Source organism: Thermomonospora umbrina, assembly GCF_003386555.1.
Lineage (GTDB): Bacteria > Actinomycetota > Actinomycetes > Streptosporangiales > Streptosporangiaceae > Thermomonospora > Thermomonospora umbrina.
In genome coordinates, this window is record NZ_QTTT01000001.1 from 5993497 (window position 1) to 6019598 (window position 26102).

The window sequence follows — 26102 nt, forward strand, 5'->3', positions numbered from 1 at the left end:
CGACACCGTCATCGCGGCCCTGTCCGTCGTCGCGCCCTCCCAGAGCACCGACGCCTTCGCCCTGCGTCCCGCGGTCGCGGCCGTGTCCCGCGACGTTCAGGACACCGTTCCGCGACGCTCCGCGGACCTCCAGAGAGACCCGTGCCCGGACCGGACACGGCAACGCCCCTGGGGGCCGGCGCTCACTGCGCCGGCGCGGTGCTGCGGTGCTCTTGGGGGCTGATGCCGTACACGCGTTTGAAGGCCGAGCTGAGGGCGAACCCGTTGGCGTAGCCGACCTGGCGGGCGACGGTGTTGAGGGTGGCGTCGGATTGCAGCAGGAGGTCGGCGGCCAGGGCCAGGCGCCACTCGGTCAGGTAGGTCATCGGTGGCGTGCCGACGGCGTTGCGGAAGCACTCGGCCAGGGTCGCCCGGGAGACGCCGACCTCGGCGGCGACCCGGGCCAGGGTCCAGTCCCTCGCCGGGTTCTCGTGGAACAGGCGCAGCGCCTCGCCGGCCACCGGGTGGGTGTGGGCCTGGTACCAGGCCGGGGCCTTGGTCTCGGGCCGGTCGAACCAGGCCCGCAGCACCGCGATGAGCAGCAGGTCGAGCAGACGGTCGAGCATGACGCCCTGGGCCGGCCCCTGTCGGGTGACCTCTCTGGTCAGGACCGGGATGAGCGTCGAGTCCCACGTGTCCTCGGAGACGACCAGCAGCGGCGGCAGCACGTCGAGCAGGCGCTGGCCGACGGCGCCGACCTCCTCGTACACGCCGAGCAGCATCTGCACCGGCCCGTCGGGGTTGCTGCCCCAGGTGCGCATCCCCAGCGACATCCGCTCGCGCAGATCGACGCCGTCGGGTGTGACGCACCGCTGGCCGGGGTGCACGATGACCTGGGGCGGCGTCGTCGTGTCGTCGCTCATCACGTAGGGGTCCGGCCCCCGGATGATGGCGACGTCGCCCGGGCGCAGCCGCACCGGCTCGCCGTGGTCGGGCTCGACCCACGCCTCGCCGCCGAGCATGACGGCCAGGCACAGCGGCGACTCGTCCTGGACCCGGATCGACCATGGGGGGTCCAGCAGGATGCGGAGGAGGAAGGCGCCGCTGGCCCGAGGTCCCTCGAGCAACCCTGCGAGTGCGTCCACCCGCTCAGAGTAGACGATGAGACATGCATTCTGGTATCTCGGCCATGGACGGTCCAGAAGGGTGCCGTTCAGACTGCAGTCATGACAACAAACGAGCACACGACGTTGGTCCTCGGCGGTACCGGCCGGGTCGGCCGCCGGGTGACCCGGCGGCTGATCGAGCGAGACGTGAAGGTCCGGGTCGGCTCCCGCACCGGCGAGCCCCCGTTCGACTGGGAGGACCCGTCCACGTGGGCCGGCCCCTTCGCCGGCGTCACGTCCGCCTACCTGATGTACTACCCCGAGGTCGAGTGGCCCGGCGCCGCCGACGCCGTGGGCGCCGTGGCCCGGCTGGCGGTCGACGCCGGTGTCGAGCGCCTGGTCCTGCTGTCCGCCCGCAACCAGGACGAGGCCGTCCGGTGCGAGGACGCCGTGCGGAGCCTGCCGGTCGAATGGACCATCGTCGCCCCGGCCTCCTTCAACCAGAACTTCGACGAGGGCGTGTTCCTCGAGCCGCTGCGCCAGGGCGTGCTGGCGCTGCCCTGCGGCGACAACGCCGACCCGTTCGTCGACGCCGACGACATCGCCGACGTCGTGGTGGCGGCCCTCACCGAGAACGGCCACGTGGGCGAGCGCTACGAGCTGACCGGCCCCCGCCTGTGGACCTTCGCCGAGGGTGTCGCCGAGATCGCCCGGGCGACGGGCCGTGAGCTCCGCTACGAGCCGATCACCCGGGAGCAGTTCGCCGACGCGATCGTCAAGGACGGCGCCCCCCGCGACTTCGCCGAGCCCCTGGCCACGCTCATCTCCGAGTTCTTCGACGGCCGCAACAGTTCCCTGGCCGACGGCGTCGAGCGCGCCCTGAACCGCAAGCCCCGCGACTTCGCCGACTGGGTCGCCGAGATCGCCCCCACCGGCGTGTGGAACGCCGCCTAGAGGAGTAGTGCCAGGGTTGCCCGGTCCCAGCGTGAGGCGAGGGGGTTCCAGCTCGTGACACACGTTCTCGAACCCCCTCACCCGTGCACCCCACCCCTGTTCGACACCCCCGACCTGAGCATTCGTGAACGATCTCGGGAGAGACGTTGCAGAACGACGGAACCGTGCACGTGAGCTTCTGGAGAACGGGTGCCCTCGTCGCCGCCACCATCACCTCGGGGCTGACCGCGGGGCTCTTCGCGGCGTTCTCCTACGCGGTGATGCCCGCGCTGAGCCGCAGCGACGACCGGATCCTCATCGAGGTCATGCAGAACGTCAACGAGGTGATCCTCAACCCGGTCTTCCTGAGCTGCTTTATCGGCGGGCCGGCCTTCGGCGTCGCGTCGACGGTCACGCACTGGCGCACCACCGACAAGGTCCTCCGCGCCTGGGTCATCGCCGGGCTCGCCTTCTATCTGGCGACGCTCGCGATCACCGCCGGCGCCCACGTCCCGCTCAACTACGACCTGGCCGCGGCCGGCGACCCGGGCCGCATCGAGGACCTCGCCGCGGTTCGCGACGCCTTCGAGGGCAAGTGGGTCGCCGCGAACATCCTGCGCTCCCTCGCCAACGTGGCGTCCTTCGCCAGTTTCTCCTGGGCCCTGGTCCTCCTCGGCCGCTCCAAGACCCGCTCCACCGCCGCCGAGCTCCGCGAGCGCGTCCCGTCGTCCTGATGGGCGTCCCGGAAGGGTGTCGAGCGCGCCCTGAACCGCGCGCCGCGCGGCTTCGCGGACCGGGTGGCCGAGATCGCCCCCACCACTGCGGGACGTCGCCCGGCCGGCGGCCCCGGTAAGGCCACCCGGCGGGAACGGGGGCGGGCCTTGCGGTGATGTTGCGGGGGCGCCCGCACGATGCCGGTGATGAAACTTACACGGCTTTGGACATCGTTCGCCCGGCAGGTCGACGCCCGCCCCGACGCCACGGCCCTCGTGGCGAGGAGGCGGCACATCTCCTACGGCGAGCTGGCCGACCTCGTGGCCGACGCCTCGGCCCACCTTGACCGGCTCGACACGACCGGCGGCGCGCCGATCGGCGCGCCCGCCACGAAGACGCCCCGGACCATCGCCCTGGTGCTGGCGTGCCTGCGGGCGGGGCTCCCCGTGGTGCTCCCCTCGGCCACGCTGCCCGCCGCCGCCCTGCGACGCCTCCTGGACCGGGCCGGGTGCCGCCACGTCGTCAACGCCGACGACATCGGCCCGGCGGGGGCCGGCGAAACGCCGGCCCCCGCCGCCCCCGGTGATTCCGACGACGTCGCCTTCGTGCTCACGACGTCGGGGTCGACGGGCCTCCCCAAACTGGTGCCGCTCACCGGGGGCGCGGTCGAGCGCTTCGTCGACTGGGCCGCCGCACGGTTCGATCTGGCCCCCGGGGCCTCGGTCCTCAACTACGCCCCGCTGAACTTCGATCTCTGCCTCCTCGACGTCTGGGCCACGCTCCACCACGGCGGCCGGGTCGTCCTCGTCGACCCGGACGCCGCCACCAACGGACGTCACCTGCTCGACGCCATCGACGACAACGCCGTGACGGTCGTGCAGGCCGTGCCGATGGCGCACCGACTGATGGTCGACGCCGCCGGCGATCCGGCCCGGCGGCTCGCGTCGGTCCGCCACACCCTCTTCACCGGCGACCACATGCCCGCCCGGTGCCTGGCCGCGCTGCCCGCCGTGTTCCCCGGCAGCCGCCTCTACAACGTCTACGGCTGCACCGAGACGAACGACAGCTTCCTGTACGAGGTGGACCGGGACGCGCCGCCGACCGACGGCGTCCCGCTCGGCACGCCGCTGCCCGGCGTCGAGGCGGTCGTCCTCGACTCGGACGGTGCCGTGGTCACGGGGGAGGGCCGGGGCGAGCTGGTCGTCGCCACGCCGTTCCAGTCCGCCGGCTACCTCGGCGCCGACCCGGCGACACCCGGCCCGTTCGTGGACGCCCCCGAAGGCCGTCCGCCGGGCACCGCCGCCCGCTTCTACCGGACCGGCGACGTCGTGCGCCGAGACGGCGACGGCGTCCTGCACCTCGAGGGGCGCAACGACTTCCAGGTCAAGGTGCGCGGCACGCGGGTGAACACCGAGGTGGTCGAGCAGGTGCTGCTCGGCCATCACGAGGTCGCCGAGGCCGTGGTCCTCGCCGTCCCCGACCCCGTCGCCGGCCACCTGCTGCACGCGGTGCTGCGCCGGGTGCCGGGGGCGACCGTCACGACGCTCGACCTGCGCCGGCACTGCGCTCAGCACCTGCCCACGGCGGCCATCCCGTCGGCCTTCCGCCTGTCCGAGGCCCCCTTGCCCCGTACGTCCACCGGAAAGGTCGACCGCCGGACCCTGAGGTCTCCTCGCCCCGAGGGGACCGACGCCAGAAAGGAACCCGCACGATGAAGCACGAGAACCTCATCAAGAGCTTCCTGATCCGGGAGTTCATGCCCGACGTCGAGGCTTCGGAGCTCGCCGCCGACTACGACCTGCTCGCCAACGGCGTGGTCGACAGCCTCGGGCTGCTCAAGCTCATCGCCTGGATCGAGACCGAGTTCGACCTCACCGTCGACGACGCGGGCCTCGACCCGGACAACTTCCGCACCGTCGCCGCCATCGACGCCTTCGTGGCGCGCGCGTCGGTCCCGGTCAAGGCGAGCTGACCCGTGCACGACGCGTCCGCCGCGCTGTCGGCAGGTCGCCCCGTCGACGTCGCGACCTGGTCGTCGTTCTGGGACGAGCTGAGCGCCGACACCCTGGACCCGGGCGAGCCGGCGTCGCTCATGGCGGAACTCAGCCTCGATTCGGTCGCCCCCGAGACGCTCACCGACCTGGTGCGGTCGCTGCACGCCCGCCGCACCGGGCCGGTCCGCCCCTTCCCCGGGGCGGTCAACGTGGTCGGCACGGGCGGCGGCGCGTCGACGTTCAACGTCTCCACCGCCGCCGCCTTCGTCGCCGCCGCGCTCGGGGCGCGGGTCGTGAAGACCGGGTCGCGGGCCCACTCCAGCAGGTACGGGTCCATCGACCTGCTCACCCGGCTCGGCGTCCCGCTCACGAAGTCCTACGACGAGACGGCGGCCTCGCTGGCCCGCCACGGCATCGCCTTCGCCGGCCACTTCGTCTACCCGGTCGAGCTGACCGTGCTGGCCCGGCGCATCTTGCCGCTGCCCATGCGGCGGTACGGCCGGGTGCTGAACGCGCTGGGCCCGTTCCTGCCCGCGCTGCCGGGGACGCGCCAGCTCACGGGCCTGTCGAGCCCCGCGCTCCTGCCGCTGGCCCGCCGGCTGGCGGCGGCGGTCGACGACCGCGAGGTCTGGCTGTGCACCAACGACATCGGTGCCGATGAGCTGGTCAGCTTCGCCGACAACGTCGTCCGCCCCGGTGCCGGAGCGCCCGAGCGCCTGCTGAACCCGCGCAACCTGGGCACGGCCGACGGCACCCTGACGGACCTGGCGCCGGTGTCCGAGCCGGACCGCGTCGTCGAGCACTTCCTGGACGTCGTGTCCGGGCGGGCCGGCGAGGTGGCCACCCAGACCGTCGCCCTCAACGCCGCCGCGCTGGCGATCGCGGCCGAGCGGGAGTCGGAGTGGCGCCCCGCCCTGACCTCGGCGATGGAGGCGATGCGGGACGGCGCGGCGCGCGGGCTGATCGACGCGGTGCGGGCCGGTGGGTCGGCGCCGTCGCCGCTGGTGGGGGAGGCGGCGTCCGGTGACTGACCTGTTCCCGCGCCCGCCCGGCCTGGCGGTGTTCCTCAATGCCGGCGACCCGCCGTTCGACGTGCTCGACGACGTCGCCGACATGCTGGACGACCACGAGGTGGACGTCCTGGAGCTGGGCGTGCCGTTCCCCGACTCGATCAGCGACGGGCCGGTGATCCGCCGATCCGCCGACCGGGCGCTCGCGGCCGGGACCGAGTTGGAGGACGCCCTCGCCTTCGTCGAGCGCTCCCGGAGCAGACACCGCCACCTGCGCGTGGTCGTCCTCGCCGACTGGGCGCACACCGTCCGCCCCCGCTCGATGGCGCGGGTCGTCACGGCCATCGCCGGATCGGGGGCGGCCGGGGCGCTGCTCCACGGGGCACCGCCCCGAGCCCGCCCGGACTTCTACGACCGGGCCGCCGCCGCCGGGTTGCCCGTCGTCACCACGTGCTATGCGACCTCCTCCCCGACGATCGTGGCCGAGGCGGCGGCGCACGCCTCGGCCTACGTGTACCTGGTGACGCACTACGGCACCAGCGGCTCCGGCCCGGCACCCGACCCCGGAGCGCTCCGCGCCCCCGTCGACGCCCTGCGGGCCCTGACCGACGTGCCGATCGCCGCCGGCTTCGGGGTGCGCACGGCGGCCGACGTCGAACGGGTGCACGCGGCCGGCGCCGATGCCGCCGTCGTCGGCAGCGCCGTCGTCGCCTGCGCCGAGGCGGCGTTCACCGGTGGCGGCGACGTCGTCGCCGACCTCGCCGCCCTCGTCACCGCCCTCCGTCCCCGGTCCCTCCGACCGTCCCCCCATGCCTGAAAGGAGCCACCCGATGATCGTGCGCAACCTGGACAACGTCACCACCGTCGACTGGGGCAACGGCCTCAGCCGCCGCTTCCTGCTGGAGGTCGACGGCCTCGGCTACACCGTCACCGACACCACGGTGCGTGCCGGTACGAAATCGCTGCTCGAATACCGTCGCCATCTGGAGGCCTGTTATTGCATCGAGGGCTCCGGCGAGGTCGTCACCCTCGACAACACGACGCACCGCATCACCCCGGGCACGCTCTACGCGCTCAACGAGCACGACGCCCACTACCTCATCGCCGACCCTGACGCCGACCTGCGCCTCGTGTGCGTGTTCTCGCCCGCCCTTCGGGGCGACGAGGTGCACAGCCTCGACGCCGCCGGCCCCTCCGCCTACTGAGGCCGCGGACATGCGCACCTGGGACGAGGATCAGCGCGCACTGCGCGAGGGCATGGAGCGGTGGTGCCGCGACCTCGCCGTCACCGAGCACGACGCCGCCGACAGCGGGTTTCCGTGGGACGCGTGGAAGCTGATCCGCTCGTCGGGGGTACTCGGCCTGCCGTTCGACCCCGCCCGGGGCGGGGCCGGCGTCGACCTGCTCACCACCATGTTCGTGCTGGAGGCCCTGGGGGAGGGGTGCCGCGACGGGGGGCTGAGCTTCTCCGTCGCCACCTCCATCTGCAGCACCGGGGTCCCGCTCCAGCACTTCGGGACCGACGAGCAGAAGGACCGGTACCTGCCCGGCGTGTGCTCGGGCGAGCTGATCGGAGCACACGCCATCAGCGAGCCCGACACGGGATCGGACGCCCTGAGCATGCGGACGACGGCCGTCCGGGAGGGCGACCACTTCGTGCTCAACGGCGCCAAGAGCTTCGTGAGCAACGGCCCGATCGCCGACGTGGTCGTCGTCTACGCCCGCACCCGACCCGAGGGCGGGCCGATCGGCATCACCGCCTTCCTGGTCGACACGGACACCCCCGGCTTCTCGTCCGGACAGCCGATCAAGAAGATGGGCCTCACGTCCTCGCCCATGAGCGAGCTGTACCTCGACGACTGCCGGGTGCCCGCCGACCGGGTCATCGGCGGTGTCGGACGGGGATTCCTGCTGCTCGAGCACGTCATGAAGTGGGAGATCCTCTGCTCCTTCATCATCAACGTCGGGGAGATGCAGCACCGGTTCGACCGCTGCCTCCACCAGGCCCGCACGCGCACGCAGTTCGGCAGGCCGATCGGCTCGTACCAGGCGATCTCCCACAAGCTGGTCGACATGCGCATCCGGCTCGAGACGGCGCGCCGGTGGCTCTACGACACCGCCGAGCGCCTCGTCGCCGGCGAGAACGTCACCATGGACGTGGCGATCGCCAAGCTGCTGACCAGTGAGGCCAACGTGGCCTCGGGGCTGGCGGCCATCCAGATCTTCGGCGGCAACGGCTACATGTCGGAGTACGGCCTCGACCGCGAGCTGGCCAACGCCGTGGGCGGCACGATCTACTCGGGCACGACGGAGATCCAGTACAACCGGATCTCCTCGCTGCTCGGGCTGTGACCGGCTCAGGGCCGCGCCTCCGGCGCAGCGGGTCATGGGGCTCCGACTCCCGGCCCTCCCTCATCGCCCCCTCCGCTCCCCAATCCAGGCCGGGAGGCCCCGTGACCGTGCTGCTCAAGGTGTGCGGCGCCACCAGCCGCGACGACGTCGCCCTGCTGGGGGCGGCGGGCGCCGACCTGATCGGCCTGTGGCACGGGGTCCCGGGCGGCCCCGCCGACCTGCCCCTCGGTCGCTTCACCGACCTGGCGGAGGCGTGCCGCACCACCGAGGTGACCGAGCCGATGATGGTCACGTTCCTGCGGGACCCGGCCGTCATTGTCGACGCCGCCCGCCCGGCGGGCGTGCGGTGGCTGCAACTGCACGGCTACCAGCCCCCGGCCGTGGTGGCGGCGCTCAAGCGGGGTTGGCCGGAGGCCACGGTGGTCAAGGTCCTGCACGTCACCGGCGACGCCTGCGTCGAGCGCCCGCTGCTCGCCTCGTACGAGCGGGCGGGGACCGACGTGTTCCTGTTCGACGCCACCGGAGCCGAGGGAAGGGTCGGCAGCACCGGCCTGTCGCTCGATCCCGACGTGGTGATCGACCTGGCCGAGGCGACCACGCGGCCGTTCCTGCTCGCCGGGGGCATCTCGGCCGCCAACCGCTCGCGTTACGAGAAGGTGGCCGCCCATCCCCGCTTCGCCGGAATCGACGTCGACACGGCGGCGCGGGACCTGTCGGGGGCGTTCTGCGCCGACAGCGTCGGCGGGATCCGGCGACGGTGGCGTGCCGTCCCCGAGGTGGAGGAGGTCTTCTGATGGCGTCATCGTTCGTGGACACGCTGACGGGCGCGCGGCGCCCCGTGATCATGGAGCTGAAGCCCCGTTCGGCCGACGGCGAGGACCTGTTCCGCGGCCGGTCGCCGGCCGAGATCGTGGCCCGCTACGAGGCCGCCGGCGCGCCCTGCCTGTCGGTCGTCACCGGCCGCTGGTTCGGGGGCGACGCCGACCTGTTGGCCGAGGTGGTCGGGCGCACCGACCTGCCCGTTCTGCAGAAGGACTTCATCACCAACGCCGGAAAGCTGCGGGCGGCGAGCGACCTCGGCGCGTCCGCGGTGCTGCTCACGGCCGCGCTGCTGCCGGGGGCCGCGCTGGCGCGGCTGGCCGAGCGCGCCCTCGCGCTCGGCCTCACCCCGTTCATCGAGGTGGCCGACCTCGCCGAGGTCGAGGCGCTCCCGTCGTGCGAGGGGTGCGTGGTGGCCGTCAACAACAAGGACATCCGCGTCCGCGAGCGCGGGGACGCCGACCTGGACCGCAGCCGCCGGCTGCTGCCGGCCGTGCGGCGGACGGGGACGCCGTGCCCCGTCAGCGCCAGCGGCATCGATGACCCGCGGGTGGCCGCCGGGCTGCTCAACGCCGGCTACGCCGGACTGCTTGTCGGGACCCGCCTGCTGCGTGCCGACCGCCTCGAGTCATGGTGCGAGGAGCTGGACGACCTGCGTCCTGCGCCGCCCGCGCCCCGTCGAGCGGGCTGAGCGACAGCTCGTCCCACTCGACGGCGAACGGGACGCCCAGCTCGTCGGCCGCGGCGATCACCCGCGCGGCGAGGTCGTTGGCCTCGAGGTACCGCCGACCCGCGACCAGGGCACGGGCGACCCGCAAGGGTCGCTCCTGGTCGTACGGGTCGAGCTCCATGGCCGTCTCGAGCCGCTCCATCGCCTCCTCCATGTCGCCCGTCTCCAGGGCGGCCGTCAGCACGACGTCGATCAGGCCGAGCACCCGCCGGCGGACGCCCTCGCGGCGCTGGTCGATGCGTTCGTCGTAGACGTCGTCGGGCAGCAGCGGCCCGGTGAAGGCGGCGAGGGCGACGCGGGCGCGGGAGATGCGCTCGTCGTCCTGCGCGGCGGCGGCGGCCCGGGCCAGCTCCTCGAACGCGTGCAGGTCGATCTTGCACGAGGACAGGCACAGCAGTTGGCCCCGCCGGGTGACGAGCGAGCCGTAGGTGGCGCGGGCGCGGGCCAGGACGTTCTTGAGGCGGCGCTGGCCGACCCCCGGCATCTCGCCCGGCCACAGCATCTCGACCACGGTCTCGACCCGGATCGAGCTGCCGGCGAGCACGAGGTGCTTCACCAACTGGCTGGCCCGGCCGTTCCCGTGGAGCACGCCGTGGCCCTGGCGGACCTCGAACCCGCCCAGCACCCGCACCTCGAAGCAGCCGCCGTCGGCGGAGGCGTCGGGCACCGCCGGGGGCAGCCGGATGGCCGACCGCAGGACGCCGACCACGTGCCGCTCACGACGGTCGAGCAGGTCGGGGTGGCCGAGGCTGGCCGCCCGGTCGAGGGCGGTCAGCAGGCGCTGGTCGGCGGCGTCGGTCTGGCCGGTGGCGAGGTGGACGTAACCCGTCAGCAGCTCGGCCTTCCACCGCAGGCAGGGGGCGATCTCGCCGTCCTCGAGCATGCGCTGCAGGACCTCGGCCGCCTCGGGCTCGCCCCGTCGAGCGTCGATGAACGCCTCGGTCAGCGCCAGGGTGACCGGGTCCTCGATGCGGTGCTCGCGGGCGAGGGCGAGCAGCCGGGCCGCGGGCGCGTCGGCCCCGACCACGGCGCAGGCGTCGGCGGCCTCGCACAGGAACAGCAGACCGCCGCCGTCGTGCATCATCATCTGGCCGAGGTGCGCCTCGGCCAGGGCCAGATGCTCCAGCACACCGGACAGGTCGTGGTCGTTGGCCGCCACGATCAGGCGGGTCCAGGCGGCGTGGCCGGTCACCCAGTCGATGCGCAGCAGCTCGGCCAGCCGCAGGGCGTCGTCGAGGATCGCGAGCGTCCGCTCGGCCTCGCCGCTGAGCGCCAGCAGCCGGGCCTCCATGATCAGGCACAGCATGCGGTCGAACTGCGTGTCGCCGGCCGCGCCCAGCCGGCGCAGCAGCACGGCGCCCTCGCCGGTCCTGCCCAGGGCGGACAGGACCTGGGTGGCGAGGCCCCGCTGGACCGCGGCGACGCGGGCGGGCTCGCCCAGCTCGCCCCACGTGATGGCGGCCTGGCGCATGGCGTTCTCGGCCCGGCGCAGGCTCGGCCCGTCGGGGCGGTCCGACAGGGCCACGCCCAGGGCCTCGAGCAGACTGGCCTGGGCGCGGGTGCCCTCGGCGGCCCCCTCGAGGAGCCGTTCGATCTGGGCGAGCACGTCGGGGTCGCGCAGCAGCGCCCGCTGGATCAGCCACTCGCTCTCGACCTCGACGGCGAGATCGTCGTCGGTGTTCTGCTCGCGCACGACGCGCAGCGCCCGGCCGATGACCTCGCGCTCCTCGGCGAGCTGGCCGACGTTGCGGTGGGTGCGGGCCAGGTGCAGCAGCACCTGGGGCGCGGCCTCGGCCGCGGGCCCGAGGCGGGCCATCAGGTGGATGAACTCCACCGGGTCGAGCCGGTTGATGCGCGAGGTGGGCAGCTCGGCGATGAGGGTGGCCGCCTGCTCGGGGTCGCCGCTGTCGACCAGCAGGCTGGCCGCGGCCAGCTCGGCGCCCTGGGACACCAGCAGCGGGGCGGCCCGCTGGGCGATGGCCGGGTCGAGCGCGGCCAGCACCTCCTGCGCCTCGCTGCAGAGCCGCGACCAGCCGTCGGCGCCCACGGCGAACGGGATGCCCGCCCGGATGAGGCGGCGCAGCAGCCCCGGCTCGCCCAGCCCCTCGACGAGGCTGTCGTTGACCATGGGGAACGCGGCCACCTGGGACAGGAGGTAGCGGTCGGCCGGGTCGAGGTCGGCGGCGTAGTGGTCCATCAACTGGCGGATCAGGCCGGGGTTGCGGAGCAGCACCGTGGCGGCCGCCATGCGGTCGGACGCCCGGGCGAGCCGGCGCAGCATCACGAGCAGCAGCGCCACCCAGCCGCCCGACAGGTCGTGCAGGATGGTGGTGAGCCGCTCGCCGTCCTCGTCGCCGACCTCGATGCGGGCGAGGGCCGTGGCCTCCTCCTGCGTCAGGCGCAGGTCCTGGGTGTTGAAGCGCTCGGCGGTGCCCCGGAACTCCATCGCCGCGAGCGGCGCCGGCAGCAGGCGGCTGCTGACCAGGATGCGTAGCAGCGGCATGCCGTCCTGCGCCAGGTCGGCCAGCCAGGCCGCGGCGTCGTCGGTGAGCGCCTCGGCGTTGTCGACGGCCAGCAGGCCCGGCCCCGCCGGCGCGGCCAGCAGCTCGCCGATCCGCCCGGCGGCGCCGGTGGCCGGGGTGCGCGGCCGGCCGGTCCGCTGCTCGGCCGCGTCGAGGATCGCCGTCGTCAGCTCGTCGACCGCGACCGGGTGGTCGCGCGGCAGGCGCACCTCGAGGCCGCCGGCGGCGGCGCAGACCTGCCCGATCAGGACGCTCTTGCCGAACCCTCCGCCCGCCTCGATGAGGACCGAGTGCCTCGCGTCGAGTATCTCTTGCACAAGGCGCTGACGCGGGACGAAAGGCACTCGAGCCATACGAGGCTGTCCCCTCTCATGCCAACTGAACCGGCGACCTCAGGATCCCAACCAGCACCGTCATGTCGGAATGATCCGACTTTATGCTAGGGGCTCACAAAGAATCAACTCACTCGTTTGATCTTTGCGGGCGGTGTCCTCTCCGTGTCCCGGGCGAGGAAGTTGATCAGGTGGGGCGGTGAGGGATGGCGCACGGTCGTCGGCGTGCCGGTGTATCCGTGCTGGTTAAAAGGCTGTTAGCGAAGCCGGTCGCCGATTCTCGGCCTGCGGCGGTGACGTTGGGTAGTGGGCCGGTTTGCCGTTGCGCGGGGGCTGTTCAACCACGGGAGGCTCGGCGACGTCTCGGTTTCGGTGGGGTGTCGAGAACTGTTCACGGATTCCTGGTCTTGAATCCTCTTGCCATGAGCCCGCTCATTGCTAAACGAGAGATACATCGGCTGTGCGCCCGATTGAGCGTGCCCGCACATCGGGCCGCGGCCGATGGGCCGCCCGATGCGGTGCGGACCATTGTGGGCCATCGGGCCGGCCGGTGGGCCCCCTCCGGTCGGCCGCATCCGGTCGCCGTGCGGTGACGGTGGGCGAGGTCCGTCCCGCTCCCGGCCGCGCGGCCCGGCGGACGGCGGCGACCGCGCGGGCGATCACCGAGGCGGGCCGGCCGTGTTGGAAGGCGCTGACCACCGTGATCCTGGGAGCCGTGCGCCGGCCGGGACGCCGACACGGGGTTCGCGGCCCTTCACCGAACCCGACCGGGCCGAGCGCTTCGCGGCGCTGTTCCCCGACGGGCTCGAAACGACTTTCCCTCTGGATACCATAAAGCCCACCCGCGTCGTGCGCCGCCGCGGCCTGCGGTGCCGGCCGCTTCACGCTGAAGGGTCACGGTCGCTTCCGGCGTAGTTATCGTGGTGTTCAAGTCGTGGCGCGACATGACGGTTGGTCGGGGCCCCGCGGCAAAGCGATGCCGACATGTTCTGCGCCGGCGCCCCGACCTGCGGCCGGTTCACGGTAATGGCGAGGCTGGGGTGGATGTGTGGTTCCGGCCGTTGCGGAAGGCGTGCCGAGTCGCCTCCGGCACGTCGACTCCCGCGTCGCGGTTCTCGATGTCGGTGGCGCGGTCGCCGGAATCGAGTTCGGTCCTGACGGGCGGTCCGGTACGGGTGGCGACCGCAATGGCCCGCACCATGAATTCGCGGTCGGTCAGGGGCCACCACGCCGGTTCATGGCGAAGTGCAGAATCGCCGGTGCTCGATCTCGTTCCACTTCAAGGCGCCCGGAACCAGGTTGCAGAGGGTGACCTCCACCCGGGCCGCCCGGTCCGATACCGGTCGCGTTCGGCGCTCTTGCAGGCGTCGACCGGCTCCTTCATCGTGTCGACGCCGTGCACCGGCCGCCCGGTGTCCGGGGTTCACGCGCCTGCCGGTTGAGGTGGCCGGACCGGTCCGAACACCCTCGTTCGTTCGGCGTTGGCCCGGAGGCCGACGCCTCGTCGCCCAGGTCGCGCGGCCGGCTTCCTCATCGACGCCATCGTGACACCGGGTCCCCACGCACATACGGCTCGACCGGATCCGGTCACGCGCTCCGCCGACCCGGCGGCTCCTCGCCCGCCTCCAGGACCTTCAAGCCCTCGCGGACCCTGGCCACCCTCGGCCACCCGCCGTGTCCAAAGCCCCGCCGCTCACTCCGGATGGGGAACGACGCCGCCGGTCGACCACAGAGCCGTGCCGCACCGACCATCCGAGATCCGGAACGTGAGACGCCGATCCCCGGCGAGCCCTGACACGAACCGATGGTGGGCGACCTGTCGGCCTCCGGTCGAACGCGCGATATCCCGGACAAGGACCATGACGCCCGTCACGGCCGCTCGGAACCGGTGCGCGAGAGCCGGTGGTCGGTGTCGGTGCGGGGCCCCGGCATCGTCCGCTGCCGGGAGGTGATGTGGCGGCGTCGGGCGGCGCTCATCTGCTCGTCGACCGCCTGGCGAACGACGTCGTGGCGGAACTCGTAGATCGTCGGCCGGTCGGGGTGCTGGGAGTCCGCGGCGGTCACCTCGGTGAGGATCCCGACCTTCAGCAGCGCCTCGAGCGCGTCCAGGGCCGCCAGCACGTCCAGGCCGGCGGCGCCCGCGACCGCGTCGAAGGTGACGGATGAGCCGGTGACGGCCGCGACCTGGAGCAGCCGCGCGGCGTCCTGGCCGATGGCTGCCTGCTTGGCGGCCACCAGTCGGGCGACGGCCGGTGGTACCGCGTCGGGACCGGCCCGGTGCCGCAGCATCTCGAGGAGCATGAACGGATTCCCGCCGCTGCGAGCGTGAACCCGGCGGACCGGGTCCGCGTCCGCGGCGTCGGAGTCGGTGCCGGTCCCCGACTCCCGCACGAGCGCCCTGGTGGAGGCGAGGTCGAGCCCGCCGAGGGCCACCTCGGTCCCGTCGCCGGCGTGCTCGAACGGGAGCATCGCCTCGTCCAGGTCGGCCCGCACCCGTCGCTGGGCGGAGGTCGGCAGGTCGTTCCTGGCGGCGACGACGAAGCACAGCCGGGCGTCGGCGGTGGTGCGCAGCAGGTGCCGGAGCAGCGCCACCGTCTGCGGGTCGGCCCAGTGCGCGTCGTCGATCAGGACGGCGCAGGGCCGCTCGTTCGCCGCCGCCAGCAGCAACCGGGTCAGCGCCGCGAACAGGATCGGCTGCTCGGGCAGCTCGCCGGGCGGGCACGGCCCCCCGAGCGAGGGGAGCAGCATGCGCAGCGGGCCCCGGGCGGCGGGCCGGACGGCGTCGAGCGGGTCGTCCGGCGAGGCGGCGACATAGCCGTCCAGCGCTTCCACGAGGGGCTGGTACGGGACCATCGTGCCCTCGTCGCACCGGCCGACCAGCAGCAGCCCGCCCTCGGCGGCCATCGTCGCCCCGGCCTCGCGCAGCAGGCGCGTCTTGCCGATGCCGGACTCGCCCGTGACCAGCACGAACTGCCGGCGGCCCCGTGCGGCCCGGGCCCAGGCACCGGCCAGCGTCGCCATCTCGTGGCGGCGCCCCACGAACGGGACCGGACGGTGCCCGACGGCGGGACCGCCGCTGGGCACGACCCCCGCAGACGGGCCGAGCAGCGTCAGGTAGGCGGCCTCGGTCTCGGGCGACGGGTCGACGCCCAGCTCCTCGGCGAGGTACCGGCGCAGCCGCTGGTACGCCCGCAGGGCCTCGCCCCGGTTCCCCATGGCCTCGCGCACCGCCATGAGGCAGCGATGGGCGCTCTCGCGCTCGGGGGCCCGGGCCGTCGCCTCCTCGGCGAGGAGGGCGGCCCGCCCGTGGTCCCCCGATCCCATCGCCGCCCGACTGCCGATCTCGAGGGCCGTGATCAGGCACTCGGTCAGGCGCTCGCGCTGCCCGGCGGCCCAGTCGCCCTCGTACTCGGCCAGGAACGGGGAACGCAGCCGGTCCGCCGCCCGGGTGGCCAGCCGGTCGGCGGTGGCCACGTCGCCGGCGTTGAGCGCCTCGTGTGCCGCGGCCACCGACCGGGTCGCCTCCTCCACGTCGACCAGCACGTTCTCGCCCAGCGCGAGCACATAACGCCCACCCCGTTTGACCAGCGGGTTCGTCGGCTCGGCCTGCAGCGGGCCCACGAACGCCCGCAGTCGGCTGACCAGCGTGCGCAGGGCCGACGCCCAGGTGGGCGGGAGCGCCCCCGGCCAGACGACGTCGGCCAGCTCGTGCCGCGTGACCCCCTCGGGGCCCGCGAGGACGAGGCGTGCGAACGCCACCCGGGCCTGCGCGCTGTGGAGGTGGTGCACGGTGCCGGCGCATCGCACGGCCATCGGTCCCAGGATCTCGATCTCGGCGTCCATGAACATCCGCCCCTGTAGCCCGGAGGTGCTTGTCTGGTGGGGACAGGGTCCGGCGCGGTGGTACCACTGCGGTCCCGAGGCCAGGGTGGTATCGCCGGGACGTGACTTGCACACCCGTCGCGCGCCCGTGACGACGCACGGGGGGCTTGCGGAACGCTTGCACCGGCACTCGTACGGTCCGGCCGAAGGCCGATCCCGATGACAGGAGTGCGCCATGCGGCTTCCCACGCTCGAGGTGTCCGTCGACCGATTGGTGGCCGTGAGCCAGGTCGAGGAGCTCGACCCCGACACGCCGCTGACCTCGTCCGGAGTCGACTCGCTCGACCTCATGGAATGGGTCTACGACATGCAGAACCACTACCCGGACTTGGGGGTGGACGAGTCGATCGTCGATCTCGTCGACGACGCCATGACGTTCCGAGGGATCCACCGGCACCTGCTGGCCGCCCACGGCGTCGCCCCGGTCGCCTCCGCGACCGGCGACGCGTGACCGCCGAGGCCCGGGTTCCGGGCATCGGCGTCATCGGGTGGGGCAGGTACCTCCCCGAGGGCAGGCTCACCAACTCCGAGCTCGCCGCGCGGTTCGGCGTGGACGACGACTGGATCGTGCAGCGCACCGGCATCCGGGAGCGGCGGATCGTCGGGCCGGGCGAGACCACCGCCTCGCTGGCCGTCGAGGCCGGTCGACGGGCGCTCGAGCACGCCGGCGTGCGGCCCGACGAGGTCTCGCACCTCATCCTCGCCTCGGGCACGCCCGAGCAGTTGTCGCCGGCCACGTCCGCGTTCGTGCAGCGCGAGTTGGGCACGGCGGGCGGCGCCCACGACGTGAACGCCGAGTGCGCCAGCTTCGCCTACGGTTTCGTGGTCGCGGCCGGGCTCATGGCGATCGACCCCCGTCCGATCCTGCTCATCGGGACCGACACGCACTCGCTCGTCGTCAACCCCGAGGACCGGGACCTGGGAGTCCTGATCGGCGACGGGGCCGGGGCGGTCGTCCTGGCACCCCACGACCGGAGCTGGCTGCAAACGTGGGACATGGGGTGCGACGGCACCAAGGTCGAGAGCCTCAAGATCCCGGCCGGCGGCAGCCGGCTGCCCGCGAGCGAGGAGACGCTCCGCCGGAAGCTGCACTACGCGCAGATCAAGGGCAACGAGATCTACCTGAACGCCGTCCGCTTTACCGTGGGCTCCATGCGCCGGACGCTCGAGGCGGCCGACCTCGGGCCCGACGACGTCGACCACGTGCTGCCGCACCAGGCGAACATGCGCATCATCGACTCGATCCTCGAACACAGCCGCGTGCCCCGGGAGCGGCTGATCACCAACATCGAGTACTACGGCAACACCGGGGCGGCGTCGATGCCGATCGCCCTGGCCGAGGCGCTCGACGCCGGGCGCGTCCGGAGGGGCGACCGCGTCCTGTTCGCGGCGTTCGGCGCCGGCATGGTGTGGGTCACCGCGCTGATCGAGTGGGGCGCGGGCGAGCCGACGGAGTGGCGGTCATGACCGGCCCCCGTCCCCTCGCCGCGCAGCGCCCGGAGAAGCCGGTCGCCCTCGTGACCGGCGCGTCCGGGGGCTTCGGCGCCGCCGTGGCGGTCGAGCTCGACAGGCTCGGGTGCCGCGTCGCCCTCCACTACAACCGCGCCGAGGACGGCGCCCGCGAGGTCGCCGAACGCCTCACCAACGATGCGATCGTCGTCCAGGCCGACGTGGGCCGCTGGGACTCGGTCGAGGCCCTCCACCGCCGGGTCGTCGAGGAGCTGGGCGAGATCGACATCCTCGTCAGCAACGCGGCCATCCGGAAGGACGCCTTGATGATGGGCCAGTCGCCCGAGGTGTGGGGCGAGGTCGTCCAGACGAACCTGATGGGCACCTTCCACGTGTGCCGCGCCGTGCTGCCCGCCATGGTCAGGCGGCGGTGGGGGCGGATCATCAACGTGGTGTCGCCGTCGGCCCTGGTCGCCACGCCCGGCCAGACCGCGTACGCCGCCTCCAAGTCCGGGGTGATCGCGCTGACGCGCACCCTGGCCACCGAGTGCGGACGGCGCGGCGTGACGGTGAACGCCGTCTCGCCCGGGTTCATGGAGACGCGGATGACGGCGAACGCCACCGAGAAGTTCCGCCAGAACCTCGCCGCCAACCTGCCGGTGCCCCGGCTGACCACCCCCGAGGAGGTCGCGCCCGCCATCGGCGTCTTCCTGGACAACGACTACGTGACCGGGCAGGTGCTCAGCGTCGACGGTGGGATCTCCCTCATCTGAGGCGCACCCGCACGGGAGGACGGCGACATGACGGTCACCGACACCGACACCGCGCACGGTGCGGCCCTGCTGCTGTGCTGGGCGGGGACGGACCCGGCGGGCGAACGGGTCGCCCGTGCCAGGGTGGCCGACTCGCTGCGCGCCGGGGCCCCGCCGCCCCGGCCGGTTCCGGGGCCGGTACGCGGGGCCGTGGTCACGACGGCGGCCCGCGCCCTCGACGACCTGGCGGCCGCCCCGGTGCGGCGGGTCCCGGCCGGCGGGCCCCGACCGGTCGCCCTGCTGTTCCCCGGCCAGGGGTCCCAGCACCCCGGGATGGCGACCGGGCTGTACCGCGACGAACCCGTGTTCCGGGCGGCCGTCGATGACGTCCTGGAGATGTGGGGGGCCGAGGGCGAGGCGATCCGCGCCGACTGGCTCGGCACCGGCGCCGGCGCGGGCATCCCGATCGACGACGTGCGCCGCTCCCAGCCGCTGCTGTTCGCCGTCGACCATGGGCTGGGCTGGCTGCTCCTGAGCTGGGGCGTCCCACCGACCGAGGCCCTGGGGCACAGCGCGGGCGAGGTCGTGGCGGCGACCCTGGCGGGGGTGTTCACCGTCGCGGAGGCCGTCGCACTGGTGCGCGGTCGGGTGCGTGCCGCCGTACCGATCCCGCCCGGCGGGATGCTCGCCGTGGCCGCGTCCGTCGACGCGCTCGGACCGTACCTGTCCGGGCAGGTCGCCGTGGCGGCCGTGAACGCCGCACGGCGGACGGTGCTGGCGGGGCCGCGCGCCGAGCTGGCCGTCGTGGCGGCCCGCCTCGCCTTCGACGGGCTGGCCGTCCGGCCGGTCCCGGGCACCACCCCGTTCCACAGCCCGGCGATGGAGCCGGCCGTCGCGGCGGCCGAGCGGGCGTTCGACGCATCGCCCGGGCCGGCCCGGTTCCCCGTCCGGTCGGGCTACACCGGGCGGTTGCTCACGGCGGACGACGCGGGCTCCGCACGGTTCTGGGCCCGTCAGATGGCCGACACCGTCCGCTTCGGGCCCGCCCTGACCGCGCTGCTCGACGGCGGCGATCGGCTGCTCGTCGAGTGCGGGCCGGGCGGCACCCTGTCCGCCCTCGCCCTCCGGCACGACGCGGTGCGGGACGGGGGGAGCGCGGTGCTGTCCATGCTGCCCGGCGACCGGTCCGACCGGTCCGACCGTTTCGCGGCTCTCGAGGTCGCCGCGGCCCTGTGGTGCGAGGGCCACGATCTCGTGTTCGACGACCGACCGGCGACGGCGTCGTGAGCGGGTTCGTCCCGCACACCGTCGCGCCGGGCACCGCACGACCGTCGCGGAGGCGGCGGAACAGGCGCTCGAGAACGGCAGAACCCATGAGGGGGACAAGTGAGCGGGATCAAGACGCACGGCGAGAAGAAGTTGATGCTCTTCTCCGGACGCGCGTATCCGGAGCTCGCACAGGAGGTCGCGCAGAACCTCGCGTGCGAACTGGTGCCCACGGCGGCCCATGACTTCGCCAACGGCGAGACGTTCGTCCGGTTCCTGGAGTCGGTCCGCGGGTGCGACGCCTTCGTCATCCAGAGCCACACCGCGCCGATCAACCAGTGGATCATGGAACAGTTGATCATGGTGGACGCCTTGAAGCGCGCGAGCGCCCGGCGCATCACCGTGGTGGCCCCGTTCTTCGGCTACGCCCGCCAGGACAAGAAGCACCGCGGCCGCGAGCCCATCTCCGCCCGTCTGATGGCCGATCTGTTCAAGGCCGCGGGGGCCGACCGGCTGATCACCGTCGACCTGCACACCGCGCAGATCCAGGGCTTCTTCGACGGGCCCGTCGACCACCTGTTCGCCCTCGAGCTGCTGGCCGATCATGTGGCGGGCACCCTGGACGGCTCCCAGGTGACCGTGGTCGCCCCCGACGCCGGCCGCGTGCGCGTCGCCGAGCGCTGGACCGACCGCCTGGGCTGCCCGCTGGCCATCATCCACAAGCGCCGCGATCCGATGGTCGCCAACGAGGTCAAGGTCTTCGAGGTCGTCGGCCAGGTCGAGGGCCGCACCTGCGTGATCGTCGACGACATGATCGACACCGGCGGCACGATCGTCAAGGCCGCCGAGGCCCTGTTCGAGCAGGGCGCCGCCCGCGTCGTGGTGACCGCCACGCACGGCGTGCTGTCCGGCCCGGCCGTGGACCGCTTGAAGAACTCCCGGATCTCCGAGGTCGTGCTCACCAACACGCTCCCGATCACGGCGGACAAGCGGTTCGACAAGCTGACCGTGCTGTCGATCGCCTCGCTGCTGGCCAGCGCCATCAACGAGGTCTTCCACGACGGCTCCGTCACGAGCCTGTTCGACGGCGAGGTCTAGCCTCCGCGATGGAGCCTCTCCAGGCCCGCGTCCGCGTGCGTCGCGACGGCTCGCAGCCGTGTGCGTCGCGACGGCGGGGCACGAGCGCGGTACCGCCGTCGCCGTCCGAGATGGCGGGGTCGGTCCGCCGGCGGTCGTTCGCGGGCGGGCGGAACCGGTCGGCGGCGGTGGGCACGGCGTCGGGTCCCGACGCGGTTCCCTCACCTCGGGCGATCGCGGGCTTGCGTTCGCCTTGCGATTCCGGCCGTACAAACGAGGCATGAATTCCGAGCTCACACGCAGGAAGGCCCTCGCGAGCCTGGCCGCCGGAGCGGGCGCGGCCGTCTTGGGGTGGAACACCAATGCCCGAGCGTGGGCCACCGCCCCCGGTTCGACGACGGGCGTCCAGCAGGTCCCCGCCCTCGACGGCACGCTCCTCCTCCCCGCCGACCCGTCGGCGTTCACCGAGGACTTCGGCCACCTGGTCACGCGGCAGCCGCAGGCCGTGCTGACCCCCGGCTCGGTGGACGACGTCCAGAAGGTCGTCCGCTACGCCCGCTACAACCGGATCCCCGTGGCCGTCAACGGCCAGAGCGGGACCGGCGCCGAGGACCGCGAGTCGCATTCGCACTACGGACAGGCCCTGGTCGACGGCGGCATCGCCATCGACCCCAAGCCGTTCGGCACGATCCACGGCATCGCGCAGGGCATCGCCGACGTCGACGCCGGCGTCACCTGGGGGACGCTGGCGCTGAAGGCGTTGGAGTCCGGCCAGACGCTCCCCGTCTACAACGACTTCGCCCACCTGTCGATCGGCGGCACGCTGAGCATCGGCGGCCTCGGCGGCACCAGCCAGCGCCACGGCTCGCAGGCCGACCACGTCGCCTGGCTCAAGGTGGTCACGGGAACCGGCGAGCTGGTCACGTGCTCCCGCGGCAACCGCCGCGAGCTGTTCGAGGCCGTCCTCGTCGGCGGCGGGCAGTACGGCATCATCGTGCGGGCCGGCATCAGGCTGATCCCGGCGAAGACGACCGCGCGCTCGCTCGAGTACACCTACACCGACCGGACGGCCTTCCTGCGCGACTCGGTGGCGATCATGCGCGCCGGCGTCGTCGACGACCAGAACGGCTACGCCGAGCCCAAGCCCGGTGGCGGCTGGACGTACCGACTGGCGCTCGGCATGTTCCACTCGGCGCCCGACCAGCCCGACGTCGCCGCCGTGCAGGCCGTGCTCTCGCCCGAGGCGACCGCCGGTCCGTCGGCCGACATGCCGTTCCGCGACTGGCTGCTGCGCTTCGAACCGAACTGGGCGGCCCTCAAGGCCGCCGGGTTCTGGGGCGGCCGGAAGCCGTGGCTGATGATGTTCGTCGCCGCCGAGAAGACCGCGGCCTACCTCGACACCGTGCTCGGCGAGCTGACCGCCACCCAGATGGGGCCCGGCCCGGTCCGGATCTCGCCGATGGACTCCCGTCGGCTCACCCGACCCAACTTCATGCTGCCCCGGCGCCGGACGAACGAGTTCTTCGAGGTCAGCCTCATCCGGATCCCCGCCCCGAACCACCCGGACGTCCCGGGCCTGCTGGCGCAGAACCGCCGCTTCTACGACCGGGCCGTCGGCCTCGGGGGCAAGCGCTACCTCGTCGGCTCGGTCCCCTCGATGACCCGTACCGACTGGCAGGCCCACTACGGGGCGCGCTGGACCGAGCTCGTCGACCTGAAGCGCCAGTACGACCCGGCCGCGATCCTCACCCCGGGCCAGGGCATCTTCCGCTGACCCGCCTCCCCCCGTCCCTCCAGCAAGGAGACCCGCCATGCCGGCACAACGCCCCGAAGACCTGCCCGGCCTCATCGCCGCCGCCTTCAACGCCAACGACATGCAGGCCATGCTCGACCTCTACGAGCCGGACGGCGTCCTCGTCACCCCGCCGGACGGCGCGCACGCGGCGGGGCTCGAGGCCGTCACCGAGGCCCTGACGCCGATGTTCGCCGTCATCACCGCAGCCGACATCACGATGACCAGCGCGCTCCGGTCCGGCGACATCGCCATGACGCACGCGAACTGGCGCCTCGTGGGAAAGGACGAGTCCGGTGAGCCGATCGACGTCAGCGGCAAGGGCACCGTGGTGTCCCGCCGGCAGCCGGACGGCACGTGGCGGATCGTTTTCGACGATCCGGTAGGGGCCTGAGGCGGGGCGGCAATGGAGAGTCCGTTCAGCGTCCGCGTCCAGGCGCGGGCCTACGAGCTCGATCGGCAGGGCCATGTCAACCAGGCCGTGTACATGCAGTACGCGGAGCACGCCCGCTGGCGGTTCCTGCACGAGGCCGGCCTCACCCCGGACGTCCTGAGCGCGGCCGGCATCGGCCCGGCCCTGCTCAAGGCCACCGTCCGGTTCCAGCGCGAGCTGCGGGCCGGCGACGAGGTCGACGTGGGCTGCGCCATCAGCGGCGGGCGGGGCCGCCTCATCGAGATCATGCAGCGCCTCCACACGCCCGGCGGGATCCCGATCGCCCGGATCGAGTGCGTGGTCGGCCTGCTCGACCTGTCCACGCGCCGCCTGCTCCCCGACCCGCGCGCCACGCTGCGCGAGTTGGCCAAGCGGCCCGACGTGCTCGGCCTCGACACCTGAACGGGTCCGTGCGGCCCGACGGCGACGTCGGGCGACGGGCCTCCGATGAACCCGGCGAGGGTGCCGGCCACCGTGCTCGACACCGTCGCCGGGTCGCCGGCGGCCATGCAGAACCCGCCTCCGGGATGCCCCGACACGGCGCGGGCGCGCACCGCGTCGAGGCCGGGAGCCGGATGGGGGCGCGCGCAACGTTCCCGGTCCGGACGCCGGCAGGTGGTGCCGTCGCCCAGAGGGCGTAACCGCAGGGCGCGAGAAAAGCTGTCATGAACACCGACGATCATGGCGCCGGCCTCGACCGGCGTCGGTTCCTCGCGGGCGGTGCGGTCGTGGGCGGCGGCGCGCTCGCCGGCTCGCTGCTCCCGCCGTCCGTGCACGCGGCGCTGGCCCGGCCGGTGCGGCCCGGCGGGCTCAAGGCCATCGAGCACGTGGTCTTCCTGATGCAGGAGAACCGCTCGTTCGACCACTACTTCGGCCGGCTGCGGGGGGTCCGCGGCTACGCCGACCGCAACACCGTCAGGCTGCCGGGGGGCGGCTCGGTCTTCGAGCAGCCCTCCGGCGAAGGCGCGGTGCTGCCGTTCTCGCTGCGCGAGGCGGCCCGCGGGGCGGGACGGGACGCGCAGTGGATGGGCGACCTCCCGCACGGCTGGCCCGACGGGCAGAGGGCGCACGCCGACGGCTGGAACAACGGCTGGATCGGCGCCAAGACCCCGGCCACGATGACCTACCTGGAACGGCGGGACATCCCGCTCCAGTACGAGCTGGCCGACACCTTCACGATCTGCGACGCCTACCACTGCTCGGTGTTCAGCTCGACCAGCCCGAACCGCAACTACTTCGTCTCGGGGCACACCGGCTCGGAGGCCGACGGCAGGCGGGCGGTGACGAACGCCGCCTACTCCGACGCGCACCCCGGCTACACGTGGGGCACCTACGCCGAGCTGCTGGAGGAGGCCGGTGTCTCCTGGCAGGTGTACCAGGAGTGGGACAACTTCACCGACAACAACATCGAGTTCTTCGTCCGCTTCAAGCGCATCGCCGCCAAGGTGATCCCCTCCCGGTACCGGTCCATCGAGTCGTTCTACGGCGCCGTGCTGGGCGCGGACGCCGCCACCCGGCAGCGCCTCCTGGCCGACCTGGACGCCCGGGTCGCGGAGCTGCCCGCCGCCGAGCGGAGCCTGTTCGAGCGGGCGCTGCGGCGCGGCGAGCCCGGGAGCCTCGCCACGCGGTTCCGCTCCGACGTGGAGAACGGGCGGCTGCCGAAGGTCTCCTACCTGGTGCCCTCGGCGGCCGACTCCGAGCACCCGGGGGCCTCGTCGCCGATCCAGAGCGCCCGCATCACCTACGAGATCCTGGACGCCATCGCCTCCGACCCGGACGTGTGGTCCTCGACCGCGCTGTTCATCACCTATGACGAGAACGACGGCTTCTTCGACCACGTGCCGCCGCCCGTCCCACCGGCGTCGGTGTCCGAGGAGCACTACGACGGCAAGCCCATCGGTCTCGGCTTCCGGGTGCCGATGATCGTGGTGTCGCCGTGGTCGGTGGGGGGATTCGTCAACTCCCAGGTCTTCGACCACTCCTCCCTGGTGCGGTTCACCGAGCGGTGGCTGGGGGTGCGCACCCCGCACATCGGCGCCTGGCGGCGCACCGTGGCGGGCGACCTGACCTCGGCGTTCGACTTCGCGAGCGCGGGGCGTCCGGCCGCGCTCACCCCGCCGGGCCAGGTGCCTCCGTTCACCGGCCGGTGGCGGCCCACCCCGCCCGCCGACCAGCGGATGCCCGGCCAGGAGCCCGGCACCCGCCCCGCCCGCCCCCTTCCGTACCGACCGGAGGCGTCCCTCACCGCGTCCGGTCGGCGACTGCGGCTCGAGTTGGTCAACCGCGGTGCGGAGAGCGTGCACTTCGCCCTCTACCCCTATGCCGGGGAACTGCCCCGGCCCCGCCACTTCGACGTCTCCCGCACCGAACGAGCGGACCTCCCCATCGAGGCCGACTCTTATGACCTGGTGCTCATCGGCCCGAACGGCTTCCGCCGGGAGTTCGCCGGGCCCGTGGACTGCCCCGCGGAGGTCATGTCGACCCCCGGCCCCGGCGACCGGGACCTGTGGCTGACGCTCCGCAACCGGGGCGAGGACGAACTCACCTTCGCGCTGGACTCCCTGGCCTACGGAGACCTCCGCCGCCGGGTGACCGTACGCCCGGGCCGCAGCCGCACCGTCCACTGGCCCACCCGACGCGGCTGGTACGACCTGTCCGTCACGGTGACGGAGGCCCCCGCGTTCCGCCGCCGTCTGATGGGCCACATCGAGAACGGCCGCCCCGGCATCTCCGGCTGACCTGCCTCACCCCTGTCACCCAACCCGACCTTCGACGACCTGCGGTCCCGCCCGTTCGGGAAGCGGCGCCGAGAGACGGCGGGCGATGCGATCCCGGCCTGCGCCCTCACGCGAAGAGCGTTCGCGGGGCCGGCCGGGGTCGCGTCGGCCTCCGTCATCGGGTGAAGATCCGTTCCGGGCGGGCGGTGCCATCGCCGCCTTCGCGACTCACCCGGCCGGGCG

The 26102-nt window shown here is 73.3% G+C and carries 21 protein-coding genes and 1 pseudogene; 19 read left to right on the forward strand and 3 right to left on the reverse strand.

Features of this window, described 5'->3' with window-relative positions; translation table 11 throughout:
- Nucleotides 1-182 precede the first annotated feature (182 nt).
- Complete coding sequence (locus DFJ69_RS26895) at nucleotides 183-1124, reverse strand: AraC family transcriptional regulator (RefSeq protein WP_116025161.1); 942 nt, start codon at nucleotides 1122-1124, stop codon at nucleotides 183-185.
- 81 nt (nucleotides 1125-1205) lie between these two features.
- On the opposite strand from DFJ69_RS26895, the gene DFJ69_RS26900 reads away from it, so the two are divergent.
- The 10 genes from DFJ69_RS26900 (at nucleotide 1206) to DFJ69_RS26945 (ending at nucleotide 9598) form a co-directional block, all read left to right on the forward strand.
- Entirely contained in the window at nucleotides 1206-2039 is an 834-nt protein-coding gene (locus DFJ69_RS26900) for an NmrA family NAD(P)-binding protein (RefSeq protein ID WP_170177788.1), read from the forward strand.
- A 146-nt stretch (nucleotides 2040-2185) separates the two neighbouring features.
- Nucleotides 2186-2752, forward strand: a complete 567-nt coding sequence (locus DFJ69_RS26905; RefSeq protein WP_245974593.1) for an anthrone oxygenase family protein — start codon at nucleotides 2186-2188, stop codon at nucleotides 2750-2752.
- A gap of 186 nt (nucleotides 2753-2938) precedes the next feature.
- Nucleotides 2939-4447 carry an AMP-binding protein gene (locus DFJ69_RS26910; protein WP_116026954.1) on the forward strand — a complete coding sequence of 503 codons (1509 nt, stop codon included), beginning with the start codon at nucleotides 2939-2941 and terminating at the stop codon, nucleotides 4445-4447.
- A complete protein-coding gene (locus tag DFJ69_RS26915) occupies nucleotides 4444-4704 on the forward strand; it encodes a phosphopantetheine-binding protein (RefSeq protein WP_116025163.1) in 261 nt (86 codons plus the stop codon). Before DFJ69_RS26910 ends, DFJ69_RS26915 begins: the two co-directional genes overlap by 4 nt.
- 3 nt (nucleotides 4705-4707) lie before the next feature.
- Nucleotides 4708-5757: a hypothetical protein gene (locus DFJ69_RS26920; protein ID WP_211328785.1), complete on the forward strand. Its 1050-nt coding sequence runs from the start codon at nucleotides 4708-4710 to the stop codon at nucleotides 5755-5757.
- Nucleotides 5750-6553 (forward strand): tryptophan synthase subunit alpha, encoded by an 804-nt coding sequence (gene trpA / locus DFJ69_RS26925; protein WP_116025164.1) that lies wholly within the window; start codon nucleotides 5750-5752, stop codon nucleotides 6551-6553. Before DFJ69_RS26920 ends, trpA begins: the two co-directional genes overlap by 8 nt.
- A gap of 13 nt (nucleotides 6554-6566) precedes the next feature.
- The gene (locus DFJ69_RS26930) at nucleotides 6567-6941 is read left to right on the forward strand and encodes an ectoine synthase (protein WP_116025165.1); all 375 of its coding nucleotides are present in this window, start codon (nucleotides 6567-6569) and stop codon (nucleotides 6939-6941) included.
- 10 nt (nucleotides 6942-6951) lie between these two features.
- Nucleotides 6952-8088 (forward strand): acyl-CoA dehydrogenase family protein, encoded by a 1137-nt coding sequence (locus tag DFJ69_RS26935; protein WP_116025166.1) that lies wholly within the window; start codon nucleotides 6952-6954, stop codon nucleotides 8086-8088.
- 101 nt (nucleotides 8089-8189) lie between these two features.
- Nucleotides 8190-8882 (forward strand): phosphoribosylanthranilate isomerase, encoded by a 693-nt coding sequence (locus DFJ69_RS26940; RefSeq protein WP_245974594.1) that lies wholly within the window; start codon nucleotides 8190-8192, stop codon nucleotides 8880-8882.
- Entirely contained in the window at nucleotides 8882-9598 is a 717-nt protein-coding gene (locus DFJ69_RS26945) for a beta/alpha barrel domain-containing protein (RefSeq protein ID WP_116025167.1), read from the forward strand. Before DFJ69_RS26940 ends, DFJ69_RS26945 begins: the two co-directional genes overlap by 1 nt.
- A gap of 106 nt (nucleotides 9599-9704) precedes the next feature.
- Here the strand turns inward: DFJ69_RS26945 and DFJ69_RS36370 are convergent.
- Nucleotides 9705-12512: pseudogene (locus DFJ69_RS36370) on the reverse strand (AfsR/SARP family transcriptional regulator); the annotation flags it as partial.
- A gap of 1848 nt (nucleotides 12513-14360) precedes the next feature.
- Complete coding sequence (locus tag DFJ69_RS26955) at nucleotides 14361-16334, reverse strand: ATP-binding protein (protein WP_147312420.1); 1974 nt, start codon at nucleotides 16332-16334, stop codon at nucleotides 14361-14363.
- Between the two features lie 214 nt (nucleotides 16335-16548).
- Between DFJ69_RS26955 and DFJ69_RS35740 the strand changes: the two genes are divergently transcribed.
- From DFJ69_RS35740 to DFJ69_RS27000, 9 genes are all read left to right on the forward strand, one after another.
- The gene (locus DFJ69_RS35740; protein WP_116025170.1) at nucleotides 16549-16824 is read left to right on the forward strand and encodes an acyl carrier protein; all 276 of its coding nucleotides are present in this window, start codon (nucleotides 16549-16551) and stop codon (nucleotides 16822-16824) included.
- Nucleotides 16821-17840: a 3-oxoacyl-ACP synthase III family protein gene (locus DFJ69_RS26965; protein ID WP_245974595.1), complete on the forward strand. Its 1020-nt coding sequence runs from the start codon at nucleotides 16821-16823 to the stop codon at nucleotides 17838-17840. The genes DFJ69_RS35740 and DFJ69_RS26965 overlap by 4 nt, the downstream gene beginning before the upstream one ends.
- Nucleotides 17837-18595, forward strand: coding sequence for a 3-oxoacyl-ACP reductase family protein (locus DFJ69_RS26970; RefSeq protein WP_116026957.1), 759 nt, complete (start codon nucleotides 17837-17839; stop codon nucleotides 18593-18595). The genes DFJ69_RS26965 and DFJ69_RS26970 overlap by 4 nt, the downstream gene beginning before the upstream one ends.
- Nucleotides 18596-18622: 27 nt before the next feature.
- The gene (locus DFJ69_RS26975; protein WP_116025172.1) at nucleotides 18623-19861 is read left to right on the forward strand and encodes an acyltransferase domain-containing protein; all 1239 of its coding nucleotides are present in this window, start codon (nucleotides 18623-18625) and stop codon (nucleotides 19859-19861) included.
- Nucleotides 19862-19960: 99 nt separating this feature from the next.
- Nucleotides 19961-20938, forward strand: coding sequence for a ribose-phosphate diphosphokinase (locus DFJ69_RS26980; RefSeq protein WP_116025173.1), 978 nt, complete (start codon nucleotides 19961-19963; stop codon nucleotides 20936-20938).
- A gap of 259 nt (nucleotides 20939-21197) precedes the next feature.
- Nucleotides 21198-22691, forward strand: coding sequence for an FAD-binding protein (locus DFJ69_RS26985; protein ID WP_116025174.1), 1494 nt, complete (start codon nucleotides 21198-21200; stop codon nucleotides 22689-22691).
- Nucleotides 22692-22728: 37 nt separating this feature from the next.
- On the forward strand, nucleotides 22729-23103 hold the full coding sequence (locus DFJ69_RS26990) for a YybH family protein (RefSeq protein WP_116025175.1): 375 nt from the start codon (nucleotides 22729-22731) through the stop codon (nucleotides 23101-23103).
- Nucleotides 23104-23115: 12 nt separating this feature from the next.
- Nucleotides 23116-23544 carry an acyl-CoA thioesterase gene (locus DFJ69_RS26995; protein WP_116025176.1) on the forward strand — a complete coding sequence of 143 codons (429 nt, stop codon included), beginning with the start codon at nucleotides 23116-23118 and terminating at the stop codon, nucleotides 23542-23544.
- 263 nt (nucleotides 23545-23807) lie between these two features.
- The gene (locus DFJ69_RS27000; RefSeq protein ID WP_116025177.1) at nucleotides 23808-25880 is read left to right on the forward strand and encodes a phosphocholine-specific phospholipase C; all 2073 of its coding nucleotides are present in this window, start codon (nucleotides 23808-23810) and stop codon (nucleotides 25878-25880) included.
- The last annotated feature ends 222 nt before the right edge of the window (nucleotides 25881-26102 follow it).

Bases quoted from the DNA above. Each gene is read 5' to 3' on its own strand.
- DFJ69_RS26930 (WP_116025165.1), top strand. From the start codon at position 6,567: ATGATCGTGCGCAACCTGGACAACGTCACCACCGTCGACTGGGGCAAC.
- DFJ69_RS26970 (WP_116026957.1), top strand. From the start codon at position 17,837: ATGACCGGCCCCCGTCCCCTCGCCGCGCAGCGCCCGGAGAAGCCGGTC.
- DFJ69_RS26900 (WP_170177788.1), top strand. From the start codon at position 1,206: ATGACAACAAACGAGCACACGACGTTGGTCCTCGGCGGTACCGGCCGG.
- DFJ69_RS26975 (WP_116025172.1), top strand. From the start codon at position 18,623: ATGACGGTCACCGACACCGACACCGCGCACGGTGCGGCCCTGCTGCTG.
- DFJ69_RS26910 (WP_116026954.1), top strand. From the start codon at position 2,939: ATGAAACTTACACGGCTTTGGACATCGTTCGCCCGGCAGGTCGACGCC.
- DFJ69_RS35740 (WP_116025170.1), top strand. From the start codon at position 16,549: ATGCGGCTTCCCACGCTCGAGGTGTCCGTCGACCGATTGGTGGCCGTG.
- DFJ69_RS26945 (WP_116025167.1), top strand. From the start codon at position 8,882: ATGGCGTCATCGTTCGTGGACACGCTGACGGGCGCGCGGCGCCCCGTG.
- DFJ69_RS26935 (WP_116025166.1), top strand. From the start codon at position 6,952: ATGCGCACCTGGGACGAGGATCAGCGCGCACTGCGCGAGGGCATGGAG.
- DFJ69_RS26915 (WP_116025163.1), top strand. From the start codon at position 4,444: ATGAAGCACGAGAACCTCATCAAGAGCTTCCTGATCCGGGAGTTCATG.
- DFJ69_RS26985 (WP_116025174.1), top strand. From the start codon at position 21,198: ATGAATTCCGAGCTCACACGCAGGAAGGCCCTCGCGAGCCTGGCCGCC.
- DFJ69_RS26955 (WP_147312420.1), bottom strand. From the start codon at position 16,334: ATGGACGCCGAGATCGAGATCCTGGGACCGATGGCCGTGCGATGCGCC.
- DFJ69_RS27000 (WP_116025177.1), top strand. From the start codon at position 23,808: ATGAACACCGACGATCATGGCGCCGGCCTCGACCGGCGTCGGTTCCTC.
- DFJ69_RS26990 (WP_116025175.1), top strand. From the start codon at position 22,729: ATGCCGGCACAACGCCCCGAAGACCTGCCCGGCCTCATCGCCGCCGCC.
- DFJ69_RS26995 (WP_116025176.1), top strand. From the start codon at position 23,116: ATGGAGAGTCCGTTCAGCGTCCGCGTCCAGGCGCGGGCCTACGAGCTC.